The organism is Kitasatospora griseola (assembly GCF_044999035.1).
In the GTDB taxonomy this organism is placed as follows: Bacteria; Actinomycetota; Actinomycetes; order Streptomycetales; family Streptomycetaceae; genus Kitasatospora; species Kitasatospora griseola.
The window spans coordinates 1,263,205-1,287,389 of record NZ_CP173360.1 but is presented as its reverse complement, the minus strand read 5'-3'; the positions used below and the strand labels follow the sequence as shown (position 1 = coordinate 1,287,389).

Sequence of the window (24,185 nt, the reverse complement as noted above, 5' to 3'; positions counted from 1 at the left end):
TGGGCGGGTGCGGTCGTCGGGTGGGATCGGCGGATCGGCGGAGCCGTGCGGCCGGAGGTGGGTGGGGCGGGGCCGGTCGCTGATCTGCCGACTGGCATTCCCGGTCGATCTCTTGCTCTGCCCCGCTGCGGCGGCGGTCGGACTGCGTTGAGGGGCCTGCGGTGGCCGGCCGGGCCGTAGACGGCGGAGGCGGGTGGGTCGCGGGCGTCCATCGGCCGACCCGGGCGCGGACAACTGTCTTGACCTGTGCGCCACTTGCCTCCGGCGGCCGCGCGGGGTCGGCGATCACCGTGCCGAGTCCCGGGGCGTCTCCGCCTGCTCGGTCGCGAGCAGCCGAGCCGGCGTCATGAAGCTGGATCTGTCTCTGTGGAAAGTGGGTGGGACGTGGGCGGGTTAACCGATCTCTCCGGTGGTGTGGGCGGGCCCGAGGCGTTGCGGCCGTTGCTGGCGCAGGTGCTGGCGGCGCTGACTGCCGGGGCGGTGCGGCGGGGTGGGCCGGTGGTGGCCGGGGAGCCGGCGGCGGTGGGGGAGATGGTCCGGGAGGCGTTGGAGCGGGCTCAAGGGCCGGGTGCGCTGGGCCAGTTGGTGGAACTGCTGGCGCACGGTGCGGCCGACCCCGCGGACCCGGCCTGCGCGGCGCACCTGCACTGCCCGCCACTGGCTGTTGCGGTGGCCGCCGACCTCGCCGTGAGCGCCCTCAACCCGTCCCAGGACTCCTGGGACCAGGCCCCGGCCGCCACCGCACTGGAGAGCGAACTCCTCGCCGAGCACGCGGATTTGGTGGGCTTCCGGCCCGATCGCGCGGCGGGCGTGCTGACCACCGGCGGCACCGAGTCCAACCTGATGGGGCTGATGCTGGCCCGCGACCAACGTCTCGGCCCGGACGTCGAGTTGAACGGCATCCCGCACGGCGTCCGGCCCCGGATCCTGGCGTCCGAGGTCGCCCACTTCTCCGTCCAGCGGGCCGCCGCGCTGCTCGGCCTCGGCGAGCGCGCCGTCCGTGCCGTCCCCGTCGACCGCCAACTGCGCATGGTGCCGGACGCGTTGGCCGATGCGTTCGCCGAGGCCGGCTGGGAGGGCGCCACCCCGATCGCCGTGGTCGCCACCGCCGGCACCACCGACACCGGCGCCGTCGATCCGCTGCAGCAGGTCGCCGACCTCGCCGCCCGCCACGGCACCTGGCTGCACGTGGACGCCGCGTACGGCGGCGGCGCACTGTTCTCCGACCGGCTCGCCCCGCTGCTGGACGGCCTCGACCGGGCGGACTCGGTCTCCCTCGACTGGCACAAGCTCGGCTGGCAGCCCGCCGCCGCAGGCGTCTTCCTGGTCCGCGACGCCCGCACCTACGGCTCGCTGGCCCGCCGCGCCGTCTACCTCAACCCCGCCGACGACGAGGAGGCCGGCTACCCCAGCCTGCTCGGCCAGTCGCTGCGCACCACCCGTCGGCCCGACGCGTTCAAACTCGCCGTCACCCTGCGGACGTTGGGCCGGGACGGGCTCGGCGAGCTGGTCGACCGCTGCCACCAGCTCGCCCTGCGGGCGGCCGAACTCGTCCGGGACGAGCCCGAGTTGGAGCTCTACTGCGAACCGGTGCTGACCACCGTGGTGTTCCGGTACGCGGCGGAGGACAGCGACCACGTCAACGCGGAGCTGCGCCGCCGCCTGCTGCGCACCGGCCGGGCCGTCGTCGGCCGCACCGAACTCCCGGGCAGCGGCCCCGGCCGAGTACGGCTGAAGCTGACGCTGCTCAACCCGCACACCACCGAACGGGAGGTGGAGTCGCTGCTGGCGGCCGTCGTGGAGAGCGGGCGCGCGGTGCAGGAGCAGTAGGCGCCCCGGCGGGCGTCAGAATCCCTTGAGCAGGATCTCCCTGAGCGTCTCCCACTGGTCCGGATCCGCCGCGACCAGCAGGCCGTTGGTGCCGCCGGGAGGCTCGGGCAGGTACGGGGAGCCGTCGAAACGGGCGGAGCGGCCGCCGGCCTCGGTGATCAGGAGGGAACCCGGGGCGTGGTCCCAGGGGAGGGTGCGCCAGTACAGGATGAAGTCGCGCTCGCCGGTGGCGACCAGCGGGTACTCGATGCCGGCGGCTCTGCGGCCCGGGTCCAACGGGCCCAGCGCGCGGGCGTTGGCGAGCAGGCGGTGGCTGGTGGGCGGGTCGAAGTAGCGGGACTTCAGGATGCCCGTCCAGCTCTCCGGAGCGGTGGTGACCTGCTCCCGGACCAGCCGCTTCCCGTTCTGCCAGGCCCCCGCGCCGAGTTCGGCGGTGTAGGCGGTGCCGGAGCACGGCTGCCAGATCCAGGCGGCGACGGCCCGGCCGCTCCGGACCAGCGAGGCCATCACGGCGTACGAGGGCTCACCGGCGACGAAGTTCTTGGTGCCGTCGACCGGGTCGACCAGCCAGGCCGCGGGCTCGTCCAACAGCGCCCTGGCGAGCGCCGGGTCGGCGGCCACGGCCTCCTCGCCGACCACGGGGACGGGCAGCAGCTCGCGCAGCCGCCGGGTGATGATCCGCTCGGCGTCCCGGTCCGCGACGGTGACGAGATCGCCGGGGGCCTTCTCCATCACCTCGCCCTCGGCCAGCGCCCGGAACCGAGGCTCGACCGCCTCCGCCGCCGCCTCCACGAGGATCTCGGTGACCTTCTCCATCAACACGCCCGCGCTCCCTTCACCGCCCCCACTCTCCCATGCCCTGGTGTGACGGGTGGTGCGCAGGTGGCTGGTGGGACCGCGACCGCGTGTGGGGGCGGGGGAGGGCCGGGAGTGGAGGGGGTGCCGGGTGTGGCCGGGTGGTGTGCAGGTGGCTGGTGGGATCAGTGACCGTGTGCGGGGCGGCGGAGGGCCGGGAGCGGGGGTGGAGGGCCGGGAACGGAGGGGGTGCGGGGCGTGGCGGGTGGTGGGCAGGTGGCCGGTGGGCGAGAGGGGCGCCTGCGCGGGCGTGGAGAGGGCCGGCCGGCGGGTGCTCGACGGACGGGGCCGGGGAGGAGTGGCGCGGAGCGGGTGATCGGTGGCGGCGCAGCCACTACTCGCCGGTGAGCCGGCCGTACTCGGTGCGGGCGCGGCGGTCCATGGCCAGGGCGAACTGGGCGTCGTTGACGGCCCGGGCGAGGGGGCGGATGCGGTGGATGCGTTCGGTGAGGCGGGCGGCCTCGGCGGGGGTGAGGTCCTGGACGTGGGTGAGCGCGCCGAGCAGGTGGTCGCGGATCAGGGCGACGAAGGCGTCGGCCATCGCGTCGGCGTACTCGCTGGCGCGCCGGCTGACGTCCAGGACGGCGGACAGCGGCACGCCCTCGTCGACCAGGGCGACGGTGGCGTCCATCAGGCGGCGGCTGATGTGGGTGATGCCGTCGGGGTCGAGGGTGATGAAGCCCTGGGCGAGGGATTCGGCGGTGTTGGCCTCGGTCAGTTGGTCGCCGAACGCGGCGCGCAGTTCGTCCCAGCCGAGGTGGACGGGCGTCTCGTCGGACCAGGGGGCGACCAGGGCGGCCTGAAGGCCGATCAGTTCGGCGACGTCGCGGCCGTCCTCGCCGGCGCCGATCAGTTCGGCGATGCCGCCGAGCGCGTGACCGCGTTCCAGCAGTTCGGCGATCAGGCGCAGCCGGGCCAGGTGTGCGGGGCCGTACCAGGCGATCCGGCCGACCTTGCGGGGCGGCGGGAGCAGGCGGCGTTCGCGGTAGAAGCGGACGGTGCGCACGCTGATGCCGGCCGCCTCGGCGAGTTCGGCGATGCGGTACTCGTCGGGGGGTTCGCGGTCCTGCTCGATCTCCGCCACGCGGGTCAGCATAGGGCCGGCCGGGCGGGGCGAACACATGTGTGATCCCTGCTGTCCGCGCTATTCCACTCAGTGTCAATAAGGGCTACTCTGCCAAACGCGCCAGTGATTACTGGCAGCATCCGGGGCTCCGACCAACGCCCCATCCCCCCACCTCTCAGCGGCAGTTCACCGCAGCGCTGAGCAGCACCGCACCGGCCCGTGCCGCCCCACCCTCGCCAGGAGGACCCGCCCATGGCACCCCGTACCAAGAAGCCGCCCCTCCCCGTCGAGCCCGATCCCGATGCGCCGCGCGCGGACGCCGCACCGCAGGCCGTGCCGCACGTGCGGGTCGCCGTCGTCGGCTCCGGCTTCGGCGGCCTGGGCGCCGGCGTCCGGCTGCGCCGCGCCGGGATCACCGACTTCGTGATCCTGGAACGCGCGGAGTCGGTCGGCGGGACGTGGCGTGACAACTCCTACCCGGGCTGCGCCTGCGACGTGCCCTCCCACCTGTACTCGTTCTCGTTCGCGCCGAACCCCGACTGGCCCCGGGTGTTCTCCGCCCAGCCCGACATCCGCGCCTACCTGGAACGGGTCGCCGACACCTTCGGGCTCCGCCCCCACCTGCGGTTCGGCGCCGAGGTCACCGAGCTGCGCTGGGAGGAGGCGTACACCCGGTGGCGGGTCACCACCCGGGTCGGCAGCTGGACCGCCGACGCCGTGGTCTCCGCCGCCGGCCCGCTGGCCGAACCGAAGATCCCCGACCTGCCCGGCCTGGACGGCTTCCCCGGCAAGGTCTTCCACTCCTCCCGCTGGGACCACGACTACGACCTGACGGGCAAGCGCGTCGCGGTGGTCGGCACCGGCGCGTCCGCCGTGCAGATCATCCCCGCCATCCAGCCCACCGTCGGCAGCCTGACGGTCTTTCAGCGCACCCCGGCCTGGGTGATGCCGCGCGCCGACCGCGAGGTCACCGGCGTCGAGAAGTGGTTGCACGGCAAACTTCCGCCGAGCGGCCTGCTGCGGCGTTCCGCGTTGTTCGCGATCCGCGAGCTCCAGGTGGATGCTTTCGTGCGCCGTCCGCAATTCCTGAAGCTGGTCCAGCAGGTGGCGCTGCGCCACATGCACCGGGCGGTCGCCGATCCGGCGCTGCGGGCCAGGCTCACCCCGGACTACCGGATCGGCTGCAAGCGCATCCTGCTCAGCAACACGTACTTCCCGGCACTGGCTGCGCCCAACACCGAGGTGGTCGCGTCCGGTCTGCGCGAGCTGCGCGGCAGCACCCTGGTCGCCGCCGACGGCAGCGAACACGAGGTGGACGCAGTGGTGTTCGGCACCGGATTCCACGTCACCGACCTGCCGATCGCCGAGCGGGTGTACGGCGTCGGAGGCATGGCGCTGGCCGAAGCGTGGAAGGACGGTATGGAGGCGCTGCGCGGCTCCACCGTGCGGGGCTTCCCGAACCTGTTCTTCCTGATCGGCCCGAACACCGGGCTCGGCAACAGCTCGATGATCCTGATGATCGAGTCCCAACTCAATTACCTGATCGACGCGCTCACCACGCTGGACTCGATCGGCGCCACCGCGATGCAGCCCACCGAACGGGCCCAGCGGCAGTGGAACCTGGAACTCCAGCACCGGATGAGCCGCACCGTGTGGACCACCGGCGGGTGCCGCAGCTGGTACCTCGAAGAGGACGGCAAGAACACCGTGTTGTGGCCGTCCTCCACCAGCGCCTTCCGCCGTGCCACCCGGCACGTCGACCTCGCCGAGTACGAACTCCTCAAGCGCACAGCCCCGTTGGGCGACGCGCTCGACCCCGAGGTGGTGCCCGTATGAGCCCCCGTATCCCCGCCGACTGCGTGCTGCCCGACCCGGCCGCCGTCCACACCGTCCGCTCCGCGGACGGCGCCGAACTCAACGTCGAGGAGTACGGACCCGAGGGCGCGCCGCTGATCGTGCTCGCCCACGGCTGGACGTGCGCCACCACGTTCTGGGCGCCGGTGATCAACCGGCTGGTCGCGGACCACCGCGTGGTCGCCTACGACCAGCGCGGCCACGGCCGCAGCCCCCTGCCGGCCGACGGCGCCGGGTACGGCACCGGCAAGCTCGCCGAGGACCTCGAAGCGGTGCTGGTCGCGACCGTCCCCGCCGGGCGGCGCGCGGTGGTGGCCGGCCACAGCATGGGCGGCATGACCATCATGGCGGCCGGTGGACGGCCCGAGGTGGCCGCCCGCACCGCCGCCAACGTGCTGATCAACACCGGTGCCGGCGACCTCGTCGGCGAACTGCTGGTGCTGCCGCCGATCGTGCGCGGCAAGGCGCTGCGGCGCTTCCTGAGCCGGCCGGTGCTGCAGTCCCGGCTGTCCCTCGGGCCCGTCAACGGCATCAGCCGGGCCGCTCTCAAGTACGCCACCATGGGCCCCGCCACGCCCGCGGACCGGGTCGAGGCCTGCGCGCAGGTGGTGCACGCCTGCCCGGCCGAGGCGCGCCACGGCTGGGCGGTCGTCCTCGACGTCCTGGACGTGTACGCCGGCCTCGCCCGGATCACCGCGCCCACCGCCGTCGTCACCAGCACCAACGACAAGCTGACCCCGCCCGTGCACTCGCACCGCATCGTCGCCGCCCTGGCCGACGCCCGCGGCCTGCTGGAGCTGCCCGGCGCCGGCCACATGAGCCCGGTGGAACGCCCCGCCGAGGTCGCCGAGGAGATCCGCCGGGTCGCCGCCCTGGTCGCCGACGAACTGTCGGCCGCCGCGGTCGGCGGCGCCGCCTCTGACATCCCGTCCCAGTCCGTCGCCGCCGTGGAGGAAACCGCATGACCCCGCCGCTGTCCTCGCAGGTCGTCGTCATCACCGGGGCCGCCCGCGGCCTCGGCGCGCTGATGGCCCGGAAGCTCGCCGACCGGGGCGCCAAGGTCGCGCTGGTCGGGCTGGAGCCCGCCGAGCTCAAGGCCGTCGCCGCCCAGTGCGGGGAGCACGCCTCCGCCTGGGAGGCCGATGTCACCGACCTGGACGCGCTCACCGAGGTGGCGAACCGGATCAAGGACCGGTACGGGCGGATCGACACCGTGGTGGCCAACGCCGGCATAGCGCTCGGCGGGCCGATGCAGGACAGCGACTTCCGGGCCTGGAGCCGGGTGGTCGAGGTCAACCTGCTCGGTTCCGTCGCCACCGCCCGGGCGTTCCTGCCCGCGCTGGTCGAGAGCCGCGGCTACCTGCTGCAGATCGCCTCGCTGGCCGCGCTCACCCCTGCTCCGCTGATGTCCGCCTACTGCGCCTCCAAGGCCGGCGTGGAGTCCTTCGCCCACGCGCTGCGCGCCGAGGTCGCCTACCAGGGCGTCAAGGTCGGCGTGGGGTACCTGAGTTGGACGGACACCGACATGGTGCGCGGCGCCGACCAGGACGCCGTGCTGCGGCAGATGCGCGCCAAGCTGCCGTGGCCCGCCAACAAGACGTACCCGATCGGCCCGGCCGTGGAGCGCCTGGTGGCCGGCATCGGCCGCCGCTCGCCGCACGTGTACGCGCAGGCCTGGCTGCGCGGCATGCAACCGGTCCGCTGGATGCTCCCCGGCCTGATCGCCGCGGTCGGCTCCCGCGACGTCGCCAAGCTCGCGCCCGAGCTGAAGGCCACCGCCGACACCCGGCTGCGTCCGGTCGGCGCCGGCGGGGACGCCGACCGGAACGCCCTGGCTGCCAAGGTGGAGTGACCGGCGGCCGGATGATCGGACAGGCACATGATGATGAGCGGACAATCAGCCCCAAGAGAGGCTGATTGTCCGCTCGTCATATTCAGACAGTCCTACCGGACGGCGTGGCCCGGGTCAGACGCCGTGCACCGACAGCTCGTACAGCGAGTACCCCCACTGGGTCGCCCGCGCCGTGCCGTGGAAGCGCACGTACCGGGCCGCCGTCGGCGCGAACGCGGCGGTGTCCAGCCCGCCGTCACCCGCCGTGGTCGACCAGACGGTGCGCCAGGTGCTGCCGTCCGTGGACACCTCGATCCGGTAGCCGGTGGCGTAGGCGCGCTCCCAGTCCAGCGTCACCCGGTCCACGGTGTGCACCGAGCCGAGGTCCACCCGCAGCCACTGGTCGTCGCTCCAGTCGCTGGCCCAGCGGGAGGAGCGGTCGCCGTCCAGCGCCCGGCCCGGCTGGTAGGAGGTGAACGGGTTCCACTCCGCCGAGCTCGCCGTGGCACTCGCCGTGCCGGTCGCCAACTCCCGGCCCGCGCCGTGCTGTTCGGTGGCCCGCCAGGTGGTCAGGTAGGACTGCGCGCCCTTCATCAGGTCGTTCACCACGCCCTGCCCGCCGCTGAGCCGGATCTGCTCGATCCAGTCCGGCAGCAGACCGGCGTGCGCCACGCCGTCGGTGTTGACGTCCCACGTCCGGGAGCCGGTCACCTGACGGTCCAGCACCGCACCGCCGTCCGCGCTGCGGAACGGGTACGTCACCGCGTTGGGCGCGCCCGCGCCGACCGGGCCCGGCCAGCCGCCGACGCCGTTCAGGTCGCTGCCGTAGCCGTAGCCGACCCCGTAGGCGTCGCGCAGCGCCTTGGTGCGGTTCGCCTCCGCCACGAAGCCGTTCGCGTCGTGCGGGTACTGGGCGGCGAACCCGCCCAGCCGGTACAGGCGGTCGGTCCAGGAGAGGTCCATCCAGCTGTGGCTGGAGATCACCCCCGGGTAGGACTGCGACTCCAGGACCTCGAACGCGCTCTTCGCGGCCTTGACGCTCATGTGGTCGACTTCCAGCATCATGTGGCGCTTCATCATGCCGCGCAGCGCGTAGTCGCCGAGCTCGGTCAGCCCACGGGTGTTGCACTGCGCGGACGCCGAGTAGGTGGGCAGATCCACTCCGGCCGGCAGCATCCCCTGGGCCTGCGCGGTGGGCAGCCCGATCGGATTGTCGCGCTGCGGGCCGGTGCACTGCTCGGTGGTCCAGAAGGTCCCGGTGGACAGGAACTGCCCGGCGTTCACCGCCACCCCGGTGGTGCCCTCGTCGAACCGCACCCCGCACAGCGCGTTGTCGAACTTGTGGCACAGGAACATGCTGCGCACGCCCAGCGCGTACAGCTCGTCCAGCCCGCGGTCGATCGCGGCCCGGTCGCACTGCGGCACGTCCAGGATCTGCTTGCAGCCGAACGGCTCGGAGGTCTCCACCCCGAGCACCACCGCCAACTTGCCCTGCTCGACCACCGAGCGGGCCTGGTCGGAGTCGGTGACGATGCGGAACCAGCCCTTGCCGGGCCCGCCGTACATCGCGTCGATGTACGCCTGGAGTTCGTACGACTTACGCGCCTCGGTGCGGATGGCGTCCATCTCGTCGCAGCCGCGGTCCTTGTACGGGTAGATCGAGCACAGCAGTCCGTTGGTCACCAGGTCGTTGACCAGCACCCGCTCGCCGCCGCGCCACGCCCGCTCCACCCAGGCGTAGTAGTCCTGCTGGTGGCTGAGCGAGTCGTGCGCGGGCCAGTCGGCGAAGGTCGGCCAGCCGACCGGGTCGTGGTGCCCGTTCGCGCCGCCCGTGACGTTCTCGAACAGGGCGAGCGAACCGTCCGGGTAGTGCTCCGGGCAGTCCTTCAGCGCGTCCGCGACGCCCTGCGGGGAGAACGCGGCGCCGCAGATCACCCGGCCGCCGAAGCCCTCGGCGGACATCAGGTGGTTGTGCGCGTCGACGAAGCCGCGGACGCTGCCGTCGGCGGCGGTGCCGCGGAACGGCTCGCCCGTGACATTGATCTGCGAGTCCGGCGCCGGCCGGGCGGTGGGATTCCACCAACTGTCGGCGGCGCGGGCGTTCGAGCCCGGCACGGCGCCGCTGACGAGCGCGGCCGCGAGCAGGAGCAGCGGCAGCAGGCGGGCGAGGACGTTCCTGGTGCGACCATTTTCGATCATGGTCACCTCTCGGGTCGGGGAGGCGGCGGTTTTCCCGAGAATCCCGAGCTGTTGACACTCCGTCAATACATCTGACCGGATTACTTACCGGTCAGTATCCAGCGGGGCTTGAGAGATGATTTGTCGACAGATTGCCTTCGTGTGCACTCGTGCCCGCGCCCGCGTCCGCCCTCCGCGCCCGGCACGCACGCGGGCCCGGCCCCGTGGGGAGGGGTCGGGCCCGGCGGGCGAAGGCGTGCCGACCTGTCAGGACCACCGGGGTCGGGGACGGGCCGGGCACGCGACTTCTATCCAGAACGGGTGAAGCTGAACAAGCATCAGTTCTCCAGAGCGAGACGGACACCGCGTGGGACGGCGGCGATGCCCGAAACCGTAGGGTGATATGACCGGTGCCACGACGGGGCGCGCCGCCGACACCCCCCGCGTCGCTCGAAGGGCCGACGGGGCCTCCGGAGGGGATCCGCGCCGGATCCGGCTACCGGCGGGTACGGTCGGGTCCATGACGACAGCCCTCATCACCGGCGCGACCGCCGGCATCGGCGCCGCCTTCGCCAACCGTCTCGCCCGCGACGGCCGCGACCTGGTGCTGGTCGCCCGCGACACCGCGCGCCTGCAGCAGGCCGCCGACGAACTCGGCTCCCGCTACGGCGTCCAGGTCGAGACCCTCGCCGCCGACCTCTCCACCGACACCGGCATCGGCGCCGTCGAGGACCGGCTGCGGGACGACACCCGCCCCGTCGACCTGCTGATCAACAACGCCGGCTTCGGCAACCGCGGCGCATACCTGGACGTCCCCGTCCAGGACGAACTCGACATGCTGAAGGTCCACATCGAGGCCGTCCTGCGCACCACCACGGCCGCCGTCCCCGGCATGCGCGAACGCGGCTTCGGCGGGATCGTCAACCTCGCCTCGGTCGCGGCGTTCGTCCCGCGGGGCACCTACGGCGCGACCAAGGCGTGGGTGGTCAACTTCACCCTTGGCATCGCCCGCGACCTGGCCGGCAGCGGAGTTCGACTGCAGGCGCTCTGCCCCGGCTTCACCCGCACCGAATTCCACGAGCGGGCCGGCATGGGCACCTCCAGCATCCCCTCCTGGGGCTGGCTCACCGCCGACCGCGTCGTCGACGACTCCCTGCGCGACCTCGCCCGCAACCGGCCGCTGTGCGTTCCTGGCAAGCGCTACAAGGCGGCGGTGACGGCGGCGAGGCTGCTGCCGGTGGGCGGGCTCGGCAAGCTCTCGACCACGGCGGGACGGGACTACCGGAAGGGGTGAGAGAGCCGGCGGGCGCGAGAGCAGGGGCGCGGGAGGTACCTCCGCGCGCCCCGGTCTCGCCCTCTCCCTCGTCCCGAAATATCTCGGCCGATCAAAAGGTTAGGTTTGCTAATGGTGAGTGAAGCTCGCTAAGCTCGCAGTGCCGTGTTCGCCGACCACCAGGAGGTCCCCGTGCGACTGAACCGGATCGACTGGACTCCGCCCGAGGGGGAGGAGCGGCAGCCTGCGCAGGTGCGGCGGATCCTGAGGCTGTTCCGGCCGTACGCCGGGCGGCTGGCCGTGGTGGGGCTGCTGGTGGCGGCGTCGGCGGTGGTGTCCGTGGTGACGCCGTTCCTGCTGCGGGCGGTGCTGGACACCGCGATTCCGGAGCGGCGCACCGGGCTGCTCACGCTGCTCGCGCTCGGGATGATCGCGGCGGCCGTGGTCACCAGCGTGCTCAACGTGCTGCAGACGCTGATCTCCACCACCGTCGGGCAGCGCGTCATGCACGACCTGCGCACCTCGGTGTACCGGCACCTGCAGCGGATGTCGCTGGCGTTCTTCACCAGGACCCGCACCGGTGAGGTGCAGTCCCGGATCGCCAACGACATCGGCGGGATGCAGGCCACCGTCACCGGCACCGCCACCTCGCTGGTGTCGAACCTGACGGCGGTGGTGGCCAGCGTGGTCGCGATGGTCGCGCTGGACTGGCGGCTGACCATCGTCTCGCTGCTGCTGCTCCCGGTGTTCGTGTGGATCAGCCGCCGGGTCGGCCGGGAGCGGAAGAGGATCACGGGGGAGCGGCAGCGCCAGCTGGCCAAGCTCTCCTCCGCGGTGCAGGAGTCGCTGTCCGTCAGCGGCATCCTGCTCGGCCGCACGATGGGCCGTTCCGCCTCGCTGACCAGCGAATTCGCCGACCAGTCGGACGAGTTGGCGGCCCTGGAGGTGCGCTCCAGCATGGCCGGCCGGTGGCGGATGTCCACCATAGGAATCGTGATGGCCGCGATGCCCGCGATGATCTACTGGGCGGCGGGCCTGGCCACCGCGACGGGTGCGCCGATCGTCTCGCTGGGCACCCTGGTCGCGTTCGTGTCGCTGCAGCAGGGCCTGTTCCGGCCCACCGTCAGCCTGCTGTCCACCGGCGTCGACGTGCAGACCTCGCTCGCCCTGTTCCAGCGGATCTTCGAGTACCTCGACCTGCCGGTGGAGATCGACGAGCCCGAGCACCCCGTCCACCTGGAGCGGATCCGCGGCGACGTGCGCCTCGAGGACGTCGAGTTCCATTACCGGGCCGACCAGGACCGCCCGACGCTGTCCGCGATCGACCTGACCGTCCCCGCCGGAGGCTCGCTCGCGGTGGTCGGCGAGACCGGCTCCGGGAAGTCCACGCTGTCCTACCTGGTGCCGCGGCTGTACGACGTCACCGGCGGGCGGGTGCTGATCGACGGGGTGGACGTGCGGGAGCTGTCCTTCGAGACGCTGGCCCGGGCGGTGGGCGTGGTCTCCCAGGAGACCTACCTGTTCCACGCGTCGGTCGCCGACAACCTGCGCTTCGCCAAGCCCGACGCCACCGACGAGGAACTCGTCGCCGCCGCCAAGGCCGCCCAGATCCACGAAATGATCGCCGAACTGTCGGACGGCTACGACACCTTGGTGGGGGAGCGCGGCTACCGCTTCTCCGGCGGCGAGAAGCAGCGCCTGGCGATCGCCCGGACGGTCCTGCGCAACCCGCCGGTGCTGATCCTGGACGAGGCCACCAGCGCGCTGGACAACCAGACCGAACTGGCTGTCCAGCAGGCCCTGGACACCCTCGCCGAGGGCCGCACCACCATCACCATCGCGCACCGGCTGTCCACCGTCCGGGACGCCGACCAGATCGCCGTCCTCGACCACGGCGCCATCGCCGAACTCGGCACCCACGAGCAGCTGCTGGCCCGCGACGGCCGCTACGCCGCGCTGCTCAACCGGGAGACGCTGCCGGTGGCCGTCGGCTGACCGGGGCGACGGCGGGTCAGGCGGCCTTCGGGGACTCGTTGTACTGCTCGGCGAGTTCCTGACCGGACAGCGCGTGGATGGCGGCCATCACCTCGTCGGTGACCTGTCGGCGGGCCTTCGCGGAGCGGGCCTGGCCGTGCAGGTCGTCGAAGCGCAGCGGCTCGCCGAACCGGACGGTGATCCGGCTGATGCGCGGAATGCGCTTCCCGACCGGGAGGATGTGCTGCGAGCCCTCCAGGGCCACCGGGACGACCGGCACGCCGGCGGTCAGCGCCAGCCAGGCGACGCCGGTCTTGCCGCGGTACAGGCGGCCGTCCAGCGAACGGGTGCCCTCCGGGTAGATGCCGAACGCCCGGCCGGAGTCGAGGATCTCCAGCCCCTCCTCCAGCGAGGCGGTGGCGGCCCGGACGCTGCCGCGCTCCACCGGGACGGCGTTGATCACGTGGGTGAAGAAGTACCGGGAGATCGCGCCCTTGAGCCCGGTGCCGGTGAAGTACTCGGCCTTCGCCAGGAAGAACACCTGACGCGGCGCGGCCAGCGGGATCACCACGCTGTCCACGAACGACAGGTGATTGCTCGCCAGAATCACCCCGCCCTTGCGCGGCACGTTCTCCAGGCCCTCGATGGTCGGCCGGTAGACGGCCCGCGCGAGCGGCTTGAGCACGAGCTTGGTGACGAGGTCGATCAACTGGCCCTCCCTGGCCGGAAGTTCGGACCGCCCGAAGCCCAAGGGCACAGCCCGCCGCGGGGCGAGGTGCGCGGCTCGGACGGAGGTCGGACCACTGGGTTCGAATCGCAGACTACGACATCGCCCCGGCCGCCCGTCCACCGCCCGCGGCCATCCCGGCACTGCGATCCTCGTCACGCCCACCTGGTGGGAAAGCGCTCTCTCACCAGGTGAGACGGGCGGTGCCTGCCGGGTCTACTTGCGGACCGGGAAGATCCGGCTGACCACCCGCTCGGCGGCCCGGCCGTCGTCCCACGGGCAGAACCGCTCCCGGAAGCGCTGCCGGGCGGCCGGCTCCGGGTCGCCCGCGAGCAGCGCCTCGGTCAGCGCGTCCTGCTCGGTGGCGACCGCGCCCGGCGGCTCCTTCATCAGGTCGAAGTAGACGCCCCGGACCTGCTGGTACTCCTCCCAGTCGGGGGCGTACACGGCGATCGGCCGGTCCAGCACCGCGTAGTCGAACATCATCGACGAGTAGTCGGTGACCAGGGTGTCCGCCGCCAGGTACAGGTCCTCCACCGACGGGTGGTCGGAGACGTCCAGCAGCCGGGCCGAGCCGGGGCGGGCCGCCAGGTCGCCCGCGCCGCCGTCGTGGAAGTAGTGGGTGCGCACCAGCACCGTCCAGCCGGAGCCCAGCCGCTCGGCCAGCGCCGGCAGGTCCAGCAGCGGCAGGTAGCCGCCCCGGGACTCCCGGTGGGTCGGCGCGTACAGCACGGTGCGCTGTCCGGGGGCGATGCCCAGCTCGCGGCGGACCGTCGCGCACTCCTCCGTGGTGGCGTGCACCAGGCGGTCGTTGCGCGGGTAGCCGGTGTCCAGGGTCTGGTAGGTGCCGGGGAACGCCCGGGCGAAGTGCTCGCTGGTGTGCGGGTTCGGCGACACCAGGTAGTCCCAGCGCGCCACGGCCTCGCGCAGCCGCTCGAAGTCCATCCCGTCCGCCGCGACCGGGTGCTCCCGCAGGTCCATCCCCATCGCCTTCAGCGGCGTGCCGTGCTGGGTCTGCACGTGCACCGTGCCGGTCCGCTTCGCCATCGTGTGCGGGAAGTTGACGTTGTTGACGAAGTACTTGGCGGTGGCCATCGCCTTCAGGTACGCCGGGGTGTTGACGATCACGTACGGCACCCCCTCGGGCAGCGTCGCGGCCCGTGCCGCGTTCTCCACCACCCACACGCCGCGCACCTGCGGAGCCAGCTCGCGGGCCTTCTCGTAGATCGCCGCCGGGTTGCAGGCGTACCCGCGGTGCCAGTACGCCGCGTACACCGCCAGGTGCTCGTCTATCGGAAGCCGCCGGAACGCGTTGTACGCGGTGAACCGGGCGCTGCTGCGCATCGCCTTCTTCACGCCCGGCGCGACTGCCTTGGTGCCGCGCTTGACGGCGCCCGGCAGCCGGCCGCCGCGGCGCAGCTCGGCGTAGGCGCGCCGGGAGCCGCGGGCGGCCAGCCGGTACTGGATGCCGCGCACGCCGGACGGGAAGCGGTAGCCGGCCGGGCGGTGCTTGGCGAAGTGGCCGGTGATCCGGGCGAAGAACTCGGCGCGCAGCTCGACGGGGACGAGCCCCGGGGTGTCGTAGATGGTCAGGGCCTGCTTGACGGTGCGGTCGAAGACCAGGGTGCGCAGCCGGTTCGCCCGCTCGTCGCGGTCCAGGAACGCGAAGATCGCGTCGTACTGGGCGAAGGCGTCGGCGTGCTTGGCCGAGGCGGTGGCGGTGATCGCGCCCGGGCGGCCGCGCCGGTAGCGGTAGCAGGGGCGGTCCAGGTAGACCAGCCGGTCGGCGGCCAGCAGCAGCGGGTAGGTGACGGAGATGTCCTCGTAGTACCCGCGGCCGAAGTGCACGTCCAGGTCGAGCAGGTACTGCCGGCGCATGATCTTGTTCCACACCGCGAGCACCGAGTTGAACAGCGCGGGGTGCTCGGCGGCGGTGCAGCCTGAGACCAGCGGGGAGCCGGCCAGTACGTGCCGCCAGGGGTTCGGCTCCTCGCCGCCGTCGTGGTAGACGTGCGTGAAGTCAGTGAGCAGCACGTCGGCGGGCAGGTCGCGGGTGGTCTCGGCGCGCAGTTCGGCGAGGACCGCGTCGATGGTGCCGTCGGGCAGCCAGTCGTCGCTGTCGACGAACCAGACGTAGGTGCCGGTGGCCTCGCCGAGGCCGGCGGTGCGGGCGCCGCCCAGGCCCTGGTTCTCCGCCAGGTGCAGGACGCGCATCCGGGGATCGGTGGCGGCGTGGGCGTCCAGCAGGGCGCCGCTGCGGTCGGGGGAGCGGTCGTCCACCGCGATCAGTTCGACCTCGCCGGGCGCGGCGCCGTCGGACCGGAGCGATTCCAGGCACTGCGGCAGGAAGCGTTCCACGCCGTGGACGGGCAGGACGATGCTGAGCAGGGGTGGCACGTGCGTTCACTCCGCGAAGGGAAGGGGGCTCCGGCAGATCGCCCGGTCCCCGCCCACTCTACCGAGCGCGTACGGGCCCGCCCCGGGCGCGGCCGGGCCGCGGCACCCCGGGCGCAGGTAGTCGGGGTGTCCGGGGCGCCGCGGGCGGTGCCCACCGGTAGGAAGGCGACCGCCGGTGCCGCGCCGTACCAGCGGCGGCACCGGCAGTCCGGTTGGCGGCCCGACCGACCCTCAACGGTCGACCGCCGGTCCGTGCACCACGCAGGAGTCGGACCGCCGCAGCGTCGAGACGGCCGCAAGTGACTCTCTGTGGTGCCGGAAGCCTGTCATCGGATGAGCAGGTGATTCGTTCATGTTCGAACTCATCCGACCGGGGATCGGCGGGCGCGACCCGTGATCCCTTGCCGATACAGATACTGCTTGGAGGTTTCGGCGGCGTCAATCCCTCGTATGTGTTCAATTTCTGAACTCTCGATGCCGCGCCCGACCGCTCGGTGCCGGGCGCGGGCGGTCCGGCGGCGGGGCGGCTCGCGCGCGGTCGAACCGGTGCGGGACGGACGGACGTCCGTGCGCCCGGCGCACCCCGCTGCCCCGGTGCGCCCGCGAACGCCCCGAGCCGCTGCGGCACCTGACGCCCGGTCATGCTTGGATGGTGCACCATCAACCGATGCGCAGTCGTGACCGGGACCACCGTACTTGGGTGACACGGCAGTCCGTTCGCACGATACGGTGGCAGAACACCAGGACGGTTGCATGAAGACCGTCATAGCCGGATAGTCTTCGCCTCACGGCCCTGGCGCCTCGTAGGGGTGGGAAACAGATGGAACAGATGCAAGTGCGGACGCGGCCCCGGGTGCCCGCGATCCAGTGCGGCGTCGGCGCGACCGGCCGCCGGATCGACCGGCACCTCGCGGTGCTCGGCGCTCCCGCGCTCTCGACGGTGGACACGGCGGAAGCGCTCGGCCTGATAAGGGAACTGACGCCGCGTGGACCCAGCGTCCCCGTCGCCGTGCCCCGGCGCTCCGTGCGGGTCTCGCTGATGGCCCCGCTGCGCAGGCTCAAGCGGAGCATGTTCGGCAGCCGCGGCTGAGCGCACCGACGTGAGGACGGGCGGCCACCGCTCGTCTCCACGAACCCGACGGACCGGGAGTCCGTCGGGCTTTCGGCGTCCCCTCCGGTAGGCAGGGGGGCCATGGCGCGGGGTTGCGAGGCGCTGGCGTGCCCTGGCGGGCGGCCTTGCGGTCGGGTGGCGTTCGGCGGCCGCCCCTTCGGACGGGGTCACAAGATCGGCCAGGATGGCCCCATGTCCGACACCTTCCACACCACCACGCTCGACGTCACCACGGGCCGCAGAGAAGTCGCCCTCGACATCACCGACCGCTGCCACGACTTCCTCCGGGACGTCGCCGGCGGACGCGACGGCCTGCTGAACGTCTTCGTCCCGCACGCCACCGCCGGCATCGCCGTCATCGAGACCGGCTCCGGCAGCGACGACGACCTGCTCAGCACGCTGCGCGAGCTGCTGCCCGCCGACGACCGCTGGCGCCACCGGCACGGCAGCCCGGGCCACGGCCGCGACCACGTGCTGCCCGGGCTGGTCGCCCCGCACGCCACCCTGCCGGTGGTGGGCGGCCGGCTCGCCCTCGGCATCTGGCAGTCGGTCGTCCTGATCGACACCAACGGCGACAACCCGGACCGCACCCTGCGGCTCTCGTTCCTCGGCTGACCGGCCGGCCGGGCGGGACGGCGTGCCCGCCGGCGGGCCGGTCGGTCGTCAGAACGTGATCGACACCCCTTGGACGCGGTGGTTGTCGTCGAGCCCGCCGGTGGCGCCCGTGAAGCCGACCAGGACGGCGGCCGGAACGGCCACGGTGGCGTCGATCGCCGCCTTGCCGTCCACGGTGACCTGGACGCGGCCGCCGGTGACCTGCACGTCCACGGCGTGGGTGCCGGTGCGCAGATCGCCGATGTTGGTCGCGGTGGCGGCGTAGGTCAGCGCGTCGCCGTGGCCGCCGGTGGCCAGGCCGACGAAGTTGGCGGAGGGGTCGTTGGCGTTCTGGGACGTGTCCAGGGTGACGGCGAGGCCGTGCAGGCCGGAGTAGCCGAGCCCGCCGCCGCCCTCGCCGAGCGAGTGCGGCGTCTCGTGGGCCGCGTCGAGCAGGACGAAGGCCAGGCCGTCCGCGCCCGAGCCGCCGCCGATGACGGCCGTGAAGTGGGCGCGCAGGTTCGCCGAGGGCACGGTCATGTTGTTCAGCGCGGATCCGGTCTGGCCGTTGATCGCCTCGGTGAGCACGATGTCGGTGTTGGAGAGCACGGCCGTGCCGTTGAACGTCCAGTTGCCGGCGCTCGGCTGGGAGAGGCTGCCGGAGGTGACTCCGGTGCCGGTGAAGGGGACGGGCTGCTTGCCCTGGCCGTCGTCGCCGGTGATCACGAACTGGCCGGAGGCCGCTCCGGCCGCGGTGGGGGAGAAGACCACCGCCTGGTGGACCACCTGCCCGGGGCCGAGCTTCTGGCCCTCGGCGATCGGGTCGGGGGCGGCGAAGGGCGCGGTGGGCGGTGCGGCCTTGGTGATGGTCAGCACCAGGTTGCCGGTGTTCGTGATGTCGAAGGTCTTGCCGAGCGATCCGCCGACCGCGACCTGGCCGAAGTCGAGCGAGGCCGGACTGATCGTCAGGTGCGGGGCGCCGACGACGGCCGTACCGGTGAGCGGGACCGTGACCGAGTGGCCGTCCGCGCCGGTGACGACGAACTGCGAGCTGTCGCCGCCGGCCGGGCTCGCGACGGTCGGCGCGTAGGTGACGGACACGGCGATCGAGGCGCCCGGGGCGAGGGTGGCGCCGGCCGCGGGCAGGCCGGTGACCGTGAACGGGGGCGACGACGGAGTGGTGCCGGCGATCGTCTCGGTGGCGGTGCCGGTGTTGGTGACGGACACGCCGAGCGTCATCGAGGACTGGGTGGGCAGCCGGCCGAAGTCCAACGACGGCGGCGACGCGGCGAAACCGGGCTGGGTTCCGGTGCCGTTCAGGTCGATGCCGACGGTGCCGGCGACGCCGTTCGTCGTCACGGCGAACGACAGCGTCGCCGTCGCGCCGCCGGGCCCGGTCGGCGCGAAGCCCACCGGGACGGCCAGGGTGCCTCCGGTGTTCAGGGTGACGGGGAGGGTCGGGGGCGTGACGCTGAACGGCGCGGTGGTGGTGATCGCCGTGACCGTCACGCTGCGCGTCGCGGTGACCGTCGCCGTGGCGTTCCCGGTGGCGCCCACCGCGACCTGCCCGAGGTCGACCGGACTGCCCGTCAGCGCGGCCTGGGACGGGCTGCCGAAGGCGACCAGGTGGCCGCCGCGGGTGCCGACGTACACCCGGCCCTCGCCGACGGCGACCTTGGAGAACTTCACGGCCGTCCCCATCGGCGCCGACCAGCGCAACTTCAGGACGCCGTTGACCGGCACCGCGTCGTACGCGCGCAGTTGCGCGTTGACGCCGTCGGAACCGTTGGGGTCGGGGCAGACGATCCAGACCAGCGCCGAGCCGGAGGTCGTGCCGTCGGACGTCACGACCGGCGAACCCGGGTAGTGGCCGATCGCGGCGCTGCTGGAGCCCGCATTGGTCAGGACGGGTGTGCCGGCGCCGTCGACGCCGAACCTCAGTGCGCGGAGGTGGCCGTCGTTCTCGGGGACGTACACGAAGCCGCCGTCGCCGCCCCAGACCGCCGGGTGGCCCCAGATGCCGCGGAACGGCCCGCCGACGGACAGCGCCTTGTCCGAGCCGCCGGGCCCTTGGCTGCGACCGCCCAGGTCGTCCCGGTCGAGGAGGAAGACCCGGCCGTCCTTTCCGATCTGGACCAGCAGCTTCGGGTGGGCCGAGGTGCTGAACGGCGGCGAGGGCAGGGCCACCGGGCCGCCGGATCCGAGGTCCTGGTCGTTCAGATCCAGATTGTCCGCGTTGCCGGGGCTGAAGAAGTCCACCGCGGTGAGCTGCCCGCCGCTGGACAGGTGGACCACCGACTCGGCCAGGTGACCGGGCGGCTGCTTGCCCGGGCCGGGCGCGGGCGAGACGCCGTTGCCGGTGGAGAAGAAGATCCGGCCGGGACCGTCCGAGACCAGGCCGCCGCCACCCATCCAGACCCCGGCCTCCGTGTCGCTGGCCGCGTTCTCCGTGGACCACATGCGCAGCGCACGCGTCGCCGTGTTCACCCCGACCACGTAGCCGACGTACGGTTTGACGTCGCAGTGCGAGGCGAACCCGGCGAACACCTCGCCGTCGAGCAGCAGCAGGCCGGGCCGCTGCTGTGCGGTGAACGGGTTGAACGTGTTGCCCGGGTTGTTCACCGGGGAGCCCTGGATCGTCACCGGCCAGCCCGCGGCTTCGTGGCCGTTCGCCACGTCCAGGCTGTGCAGGAACCAGTGCGGGTGCTTGGTGTCCGGGCCGTCGTTGACCTTGGCGGTGAGGTAGACCCGCCCCGACGAGGGGTCGTACACCGGGGTGGAGGTCACGCCGATGTTGGGGATCAGGTCGCCGCAGCCGATCGCGGCGGCCGGCCAGGCCGGGCCGAGCGACCTGGACCAGAGGACCGCACCGGTGACGGCGTGGATGCCGTAGACGTGGTTGTTCTCGGTCGCGACCACCACGGTGGACCCGATGACCAGCGGCTGGGCGTAGACCTGCCCGTCCACGGGCGTCGAGAACAACTGGCCGAAGTCGCCGGCGCTCACCTTGCTGGGCGCCAGCTGCGGCTGGTGCGGGTCCCAGCCGGTGCGCATCGGATTCATCGAGACGGTCGGGTCGTGGGCGACCACATTCTGCGTCATCGTGCGCTGCCTCTTCCGTTTCGAGCGACTGTCGGGGGGATGTGACGGTGGGTCATGGGGGTGTTCACGGACTGCTCACAGCTGCAGCTCCATGCCGTCGCCGGCGACCTCCACGCCCTCGGCCGCGAGTTCCTTGTGCCGGTCCGAGTCCGGGTCGGTCAGCGGGTTGGTGTTGTTGAGGTGCGTGTAGAGGCGCCGGGTGCCCGGGTGCGAGCGCAGCCGGCGCAGGGTGCCGTCCGGCCCGGCGATCGGCAGGTGGCCGAAGGCGCGGGCGGTGCGGCGCTCGCCGGTCACGTGGCGCAGCTCCTCGTCGCTCCAGAACGTGCCGTCCAGGAGCAGGCAGTCGGCGCCGGCCAGGAACGCGTCGAATCCGTCCGGCCAGTCGGCGAGCGAGGGTGCGTAGACCGCACGGGCTCCGGTCCGAGTGTCGGTGAGGCGGTAGGCGACGGTCCAGGGGCCGGGAGCGTCGAAGTGGGCGGCGTAGCGGGGGCGCTTGTCGCTCACCGGGAAGGCGTCGACCGTCAGCCCGCCGTCGAGCCGGAGCGGCCGGTCGAGCGGGTGCCAGCGGGAGGCGCCGTAGCAGGCCAGCAGACCGCGCAGCGGCAGGACATCCCCGAGGCTGCGCCAGACCGGCGGCGGGGCGTGGACGTCAAGTTCGGCGCCCTCGCGCAGGGCCAGCAGGCCGGTGGTGTGGTCGAGTTCGCCGTCGGTCAGCAGGACCCCGCGCAGCGGTGTGCTGCGGGTGCCGTCCGGCGGGGTCAGGCCGGGTGCGGCGAGCAACTGGACGCGGAGGTCGGGCGAGGCGTTCACCAGGTACCAGGCGTCGTCCGAGACGCCGACGGCGAGGCACTCCTGGGTCCGCCAGGCGCCCGGGCCGGCCGCGCGGGCCTTTGCGCAGGTCGGGCAGGCGCAGTTCCACTGCGGCAGGCCGCCGCCGGCGGCAGTGCCGAGTACCCGTAGCCGCATGGCTTCCCTCTCTCTCGGCTCAGGCCCCGCGAGGCACCAGAGGCACGGTCGGGGCCGACTCGCCGTCCCGGACCAGCCGGGTGACCAGCGCGTGGTGCGGCGAGAGCCGGCAGACCGGGTCGGTGGCGGCCGGGTCACCGGTGAGCTGGAAGGCCTGGCAGCGGCAACCGCCGTGGTCGAGCTCCTTGCGCTCGCAGCTGCGGCAGGGCTCGGGCATCCAGTCCGTGCCGCGGAAGCGGGTGAACGCGGGGGAGTCGAACCAGATGTCCGCCAGCGGGCGGTCGCGCACGCCCGTCACGCCGAGCCCCGGGATCTGCGCGGCGGCGGGGCAGGGCAGCACGTCACCGTTCGGCGCGACGGTCAGCTGGCGGCTGGCCCAGCCGTTCATGCAGGGCTTGGGCCAGGTCTCGTGGTAGTCCGAGACGACGTAGACGATCTGCAGGCCGCCCGCCAGGCGCTCGCGGGCGGCCGTCACCGCGGCCTCGGCCGCCGCCAGTTGGGCACGGGTCGGCAGCAGCGCCGCGCGGTTGCGCAGCGCCCAGCCGTAGTATTGGGTGTTCGCCAGTTCGAGGCGGTCCGCGCCGAGCTCCGCCGCCAGGTCGATCAGGGCGGGGACGCGTTCGATGTTGCGCCGGTGCAGCACGACGTTGACCGTCAGGGCCAGGCCGGCGGCCCTGACCAGGCGGGCGGCGGCGAGCTTGCGGGCGTGCACGGGCCGGCCGGCCAGCGCGTCCGCCGGGGCGGCCGTCGCGTCCTGGAAGCTGAGCTGGACGTGGTCGAGGCCCGCGGCGGCCAGTCCGGCCAGCCGGGCCGGGGAGAGCGCCTGCCCGCCGGTGATCAGGTTGGTGTACAGGCCCAGCCCACGGGCGTGCGCCACCAGTGCGGGCAGGTCGCGCCGCAGCAGCGGCTCGCCACCGGACAGGTGCACCTGGAGCACGCCCAGGGCCCGGGCCTCGGTGAGCACCCGTCGCCACTCGGCCGGGCTCAACTCGTCGGCGTACGCGTCCAGCGCGACCGGGTTGGAGCAGTACGCGCAGCGCAGCGGGCAGCGGTAGGTCAGCTCGGCGAGCAGGCCGAACGGCCGGTCCGGCCGGTCGCCGTCCCGAGCCTCGGGGGTCCCGGGGGTCCCGGGGGTCTCGCGAACGGCCGGTGTCCCGGGAGCGGTCGGCGGCCGGGGCGGGTCGGCCGGGCCGGCCTCCAGCAGGCACTGCTCGGCGAGCGAGGCGAGGAAGGACCGCACCTCGGCCGGTCGCACCCCGGTGTACTGCCGCTCCAGTTCGGCGAGGATCGCCGTGGTGCCGGTGGCGCCGTCGCAGCGCGCGAGCACGGCGGCGGCCGTCCCGCCGAGCACCAGCACGCCCTCCGGATGCAGCAGCACCGGGACGGACCGCACCTGGTCGTGGCCGAGCCGGACGCCTCGGCGCAGGCGCCAGGGGCCCTCCTCGTCCGTGGTCACTCGTCAGCCCGCCGCGGCCGCGTGCTCGATGGCGTCGAGCATCGACCAGAGGACGTCGCACTTGAAGGCGAGCGCGGCCAGGGCCGCGTCCTGCTGCTCACGGCTGGTGCAGTACTCGGTGACCAGGCCCAGCGCGTGGGCCGAGTCGGCGTCGGCCACGGCCGGACGCTGCTCGAAGTACCGGAGGCCGGCGGGCTCCACCCAGCCGTAGTGGGTGCGCAGGGCGGTGAGCCGGTCGCGCATCAGGTCCGGCGAGAACAGCTCGGTGAGCGAGGCGGCGACGGCCTCGATCCACGGCCGGGTGCGGGCGAAGTTCACGTAGGCGTCCGTGGCGAAGCGCACGCCGGGCAGGACATGGCGCTCGTCCAGCACCTCCGCCCGGCTGAGCCCGGCGGCCTCGGCGAGGGCGAGCCAGTCGACGTTCCCGCCCTGGTCGGGCGCGGTGCCGTCCTGGTCCGCGAGCCGTTTGACCCAGCGGCGGCGGACCTCCGGGACGGGGCAGTTGGCGATCACCGCCGCGTCCTTCTGGGGCAGCCACTTCTGGTAGTACCAGCGATTGGCGATCCAGGACCGCAACTCCGGCTCGCCCAGGCCGCCCTGGTGCAGTCGCAGGTGGAAAGGATGGTTGTCCCAGTAGCATTCGGAGTGCGCCTGCAGGGCCGCGGTGAACTCCGGGACGGTACGCGCTGTCCGGTCCGTCATCGCCGGCCGCTACCGTCGGCCCGCATATGCCGTGACCTCGTGCGCGAGCTCGATGCTCTGCGCGTCCGGCGGCGACCAGGCCCGTCGGACGTCCGGGCGGGGCGGCAGCCCGGACGGGGCCGGGCGGGGCGGGCCGGCGGGGCCGGCGGGCAGGTGGGGCGAGGTGGCGGCGGTGTTCGGTCGGTTCGTCATACAGCACCCCGGGGTGGTCATGATGGGATGTACACGGTCGGTTTCCACCATCGATCGGTGCCTTGCACCGCGCAATC

Annotated in this window: 18 protein-coding genes; 8 read left to right on the top strand and 10 right to left on the bottom strand. The window is 73.1% G+C overall.

The window, feature by feature from the left end; all coding sequences use genetic code 11:
- Positions 1 to 384: 384 nt before the first annotated feature.
- The gene (locus ACI1MP_RS06160) at positions 385 to 1,830 is read left to right on the top strand and encodes a pyridoxal phosphate-dependent decarboxylase family protein (RefSeq protein ID WP_380332908.1); all 1,446 of its coding nucleotides are present in this window, start codon (positions 385 to 387) and stop codon (positions 1,828 to 1,830) included.
- 15 nt (positions 1,831 to 1,845) lie between these two features.
- On the opposite strand, the gene ACI1MP_RS06155 is transcribed toward ACI1MP_RS06160, so the two are convergent.
- Together ACI1MP_RS06155 and ACI1MP_RS06150 are read right to left on the bottom strand one after the other, a co-directional pair.
- The gene (locus ACI1MP_RS06155; RefSeq protein ID WP_380333205.1) at positions 1,846 to 2,646 is read right to left on the bottom strand and encodes an inositol monophosphatase family protein; all 801 of its coding nucleotides are present in this window, start codon (positions 2,644 to 2,646) and stop codon (positions 1,846 to 1,848) included.
- Positions 2,647 to 3,019: 373 nt separating this feature from the next.
- Positions 3,020 to 3,769 carry a MerR family transcriptional regulator gene (locus ACI1MP_RS06150; protein WP_380332906.1) on the bottom strand — a complete coding sequence of 250 codons (750 nt, stop codon included), beginning with the start codon at positions 3,767 to 3,769 and terminating at the stop codon, positions 3,020 to 3,022.
- 234 nt (positions 3,770 to 4,003) lie between these two features.
- Here ACI1MP_RS06150 and ACI1MP_RS06145 point away from each other — a divergent pair, with 234 nt between their 5' ends.
- The 3 genes from ACI1MP_RS06145 to ACI1MP_RS06135 are packed head-to-tail and all read left to right on the top strand — an operon-like array spanning position 4,004 to position 7,457.
- Positions 4,004 to 5,587, top strand: a complete 1,584-nt coding sequence (locus ACI1MP_RS06145) for a flavin-containing monooxygenase (protein ID WP_380332904.1) — start codon at positions 4,004 to 4,006, stop codon at positions 5,585 to 5,587.
- Positions 5,584 to 6,570 (top strand): alpha/beta fold hydrolase, encoded by a 987-nt coding sequence (locus ACI1MP_RS06140; protein ID WP_404867949.1) that lies wholly within the window; start codon positions 5,584 to 5,586, stop codon positions 6,568 to 6,570. The genes ACI1MP_RS06145 and ACI1MP_RS06140 overlap by 4 nt, the downstream gene beginning before the upstream one ends.
- On the top strand, positions 6,567 to 7,457 hold the full coding sequence (locus tag ACI1MP_RS06135) for an SDR family oxidoreductase (RefSeq protein WP_043911090.1): 891 nt from the start codon (positions 6,567 to 6,569) through the stop codon (positions 7,455 to 7,457). The genes ACI1MP_RS06140 and ACI1MP_RS06135 overlap by 4 nt, the downstream gene beginning before the upstream one ends.
- Positions 7,458 to 7,571: 114 nt before the next feature.
- Here ACI1MP_RS06135 and ACI1MP_RS06130 read toward each other — a convergent pair whose 3' ends face one another.
- Positions 7,572 to 9,635, bottom strand: a complete 2,064-nt coding sequence (locus tag ACI1MP_RS06130) for a discoidin domain-containing protein (protein WP_380332900.1) — start codon at positions 9,633 to 9,635, stop codon at positions 7,572 to 7,574.
- A 499-nt stretch (positions 9,636 to 10,134) separates the two neighbouring features.
- Between ACI1MP_RS06130 and ACI1MP_RS06125 the strand changes: the two genes are divergently transcribed.
- The gene (locus tag ACI1MP_RS06125; RefSeq protein WP_380332898.1) at positions 10,135 to 10,908 is read left to right on the top strand and encodes an SDR family NAD(P)-dependent oxidoreductase; all 774 of its coding nucleotides are present in this window, start codon (positions 10,135 to 10,137) and stop codon (positions 10,906 to 10,908) included.
- Positions 10,909 to 11,079: 171 nt separating this feature from the next.
- On the top strand, positions 11,080 to 12,882 hold the full coding sequence (locus ACI1MP_RS06120; protein WP_404867948.1) for an ABC transporter ATP-binding protein: 1,803 nt from the start codon (positions 11,080 to 11,082) through the stop codon (positions 12,880 to 12,882).
- 16 nt (positions 12,883 to 12,898) lie between these two features.
- On the opposite strand, the gene ACI1MP_RS06115 is transcribed toward ACI1MP_RS06120, so the two are convergent.
- Together ACI1MP_RS06115 and ACI1MP_RS06110 are read right to left on the bottom strand one after the other, a co-directional pair.
- Positions 12,899 to 13,570: a 1-acyl-sn-glycerol-3-phosphate acyltransferase gene (locus tag ACI1MP_RS06115; protein ID WP_083462242.1), complete on the bottom strand. Its 672-nt coding sequence runs from the start codon at positions 13,568 to 13,570 to the stop codon at positions 12,899 to 12,901.
- A gap of 234 nt (positions 13,571 to 13,804) precedes the next feature.
- Positions 13,805 to 15,985: a CDP-glycerol glycerophosphotransferase family protein gene (locus ACI1MP_RS06110; protein ID WP_404867947.1), complete on the bottom strand. Its 2,181-nt coding sequence runs from the start codon at positions 15,983 to 15,985 to the stop codon at positions 13,805 to 13,807.
- 820 nt (positions 15,986 to 16,805) lie between these two features.
- On the opposite strand from ACI1MP_RS06110, the gene ACI1MP_RS06105 reads away from it, so the two are divergent.
- The gene (locus tag ACI1MP_RS06105; protein WP_100587868.1) at positions 16,806 to 17,075 is read left to right on the top strand and encodes a hypothetical protein; all 270 of its coding nucleotides are present in this window, start codon (positions 16,806 to 16,808) and stop codon (positions 17,073 to 17,075) included.
- A gap of 213 nt (positions 17,076 to 17,288) precedes the next feature.
- Positions 17,289 to 17,711 carry a secondary thiamine-phosphate synthase enzyme YjbQ gene (locus ACI1MP_RS06100; protein WP_189276190.1) on the top strand — a complete coding sequence of 141 codons (423 nt, stop codon included), beginning with the start codon at positions 17,289 to 17,291 and terminating at the stop codon, positions 17,709 to 17,711.
- A gap of 48 nt (positions 17,712 to 17,759) precedes the next feature.
- Here the strand turns inward: ACI1MP_RS06100 and ACI1MP_RS06095 are convergent, their stop codons facing one another.
- The 5 genes from ACI1MP_RS06095 to ACI1MP_RS06075 all read right to left on the bottom strand — a co-directional run bounded on the left by ACI1MP_RS06095 (position 17,760) and on the right by ACI1MP_RS06075 (position 24,108).
- A complete protein-coding gene (locus ACI1MP_RS06095) occupies positions 17,760 to 20,792 on the bottom strand; it encodes a choice-of-anchor D domain-containing protein (protein ID WP_404867946.1) in 3,033 nt (1,010 codons plus the stop codon).
- Positions 20,793 to 20,867: 75 nt separating this feature from the next.
- Complete coding sequence (gene pqqB, locus ACI1MP_RS06090; RefSeq protein WP_404867945.1) at positions 20,868 to 21,758, bottom strand: pyrroloquinoline quinone biosynthesis protein PqqB; 891 nt, start codon at positions 21,756 to 21,758, stop codon at positions 20,868 to 20,870.
- Positions 21,759 to 21,777: 19 nt separating this feature from the next.
- A complete protein-coding gene (gene pqqE, locus ACI1MP_RS06085) occupies positions 21,778 to 23,214 on the bottom strand; it encodes a pyrroloquinoline quinone biosynthesis protein PqqE (protein WP_404867944.1) in 1,437 nt (478 codons plus the stop codon).
- Positions 23,215 to 23,217: 3 nt separating this feature from the next.
- A complete protein-coding gene (gene pqqC / locus ACI1MP_RS06080; RefSeq protein WP_189276184.1) occupies positions 23,218 to 23,916 on the bottom strand; it encodes a pyrroloquinoline-quinone synthase PqqC in 699 nt (232 codons plus the stop codon).
- A gap of 9 nt (positions 23,917 to 23,925) precedes the next feature.
- Positions 23,926 to 24,108: a hypothetical protein gene (locus ACI1MP_RS06075; RefSeq protein ID WP_404867943.1), complete on the bottom strand. Its 183-nt coding sequence runs from the start codon at positions 24,106 to 24,108 to the stop codon at positions 23,926 to 23,928.
- Between the last annotated feature and the right edge of the window lie 77 nt (positions 24,109 to 24,185).

Excerpts from the sequence above, each read along its gene's own strand:
- pqqC (WP_189276184.1), bottom strand. The coding sequence starts at position 23,916 with ATGACGGACCGGACAGCGCGTACCGTCCCGGAGTTCACCGCGGCCCTG.
- pqqB (WP_404867945.1), bottom strand. The coding sequence starts at position 21,758 with ATGCGGCTACGGGTACTCGGCACTGCCGCCGGCGGCGGCCTGCCGCAG.
- ACI1MP_RS06135 (WP_043911090.1), top strand. The coding sequence starts at position 6,567 with ATGACCCCGCCGCTGTCCTCGCAGGTCGTCGTCATCACCGGGGCCGCC.
- ACI1MP_RS06130 (WP_380332900.1), bottom strand. The coding sequence starts at position 9,635 with ATGATCGAAAATGGTCGCACCAGGAACGTCCTCGCCCGCCTGCTGCCG.
- ACI1MP_RS06140 (WP_404867949.1), top strand. The coding sequence starts at position 5,584 with ATGAGCCCCCGTATCCCCGCCGACTGCGTGCTGCCCGACCCGGCCGCC.
- ACI1MP_RS06145 (WP_380332904.1), top strand. The coding sequence starts at position 4,004 with ATGGCACCCCGTACCAAGAAGCCGCCCCTCCCCGTCGAGCCCGATCCC.
- ACI1MP_RS06095 (WP_404867946.1), bottom strand. The coding sequence starts at position 20,792 with ATGACGCAGAATGTGGTCGCCCACGACCCGACCGTCTCGATGAATCCG.
- ACI1MP_RS06155 (WP_380333205.1), bottom strand. The coding sequence starts at position 2,646 with ATGGAGAAGGTCACCGAGATCCTCGTGGAGGCGGCGGCGGAGGCGGTC.
- ACI1MP_RS06100 (WP_189276190.1), top strand. The coding sequence starts at position 17,289 with ATGTCCGACACCTTCCACACCACCACGCTCGACGTCACCACGGGCCGC.
- ACI1MP_RS06105 (WP_100587868.1), top strand. The coding sequence starts at position 16,806 with ATGGAACAGATGCAAGTGCGGACGCGGCCCCGGGTGCCCGCGATCCAG.
- ACI1MP_RS06075 (WP_404867943.1), bottom strand. The coding sequence starts at position 24,108 with ATGACGAACCGACCGAACACCGCCGCCACCTCGCCCCACCTGCCCGCC.
- ACI1MP_RS06125 (WP_380332898.1), top strand. The coding sequence starts at position 10,135 with ATGACGACAGCCCTCATCACCGGCGCGACCGCCGGCATCGGCGCCGCC.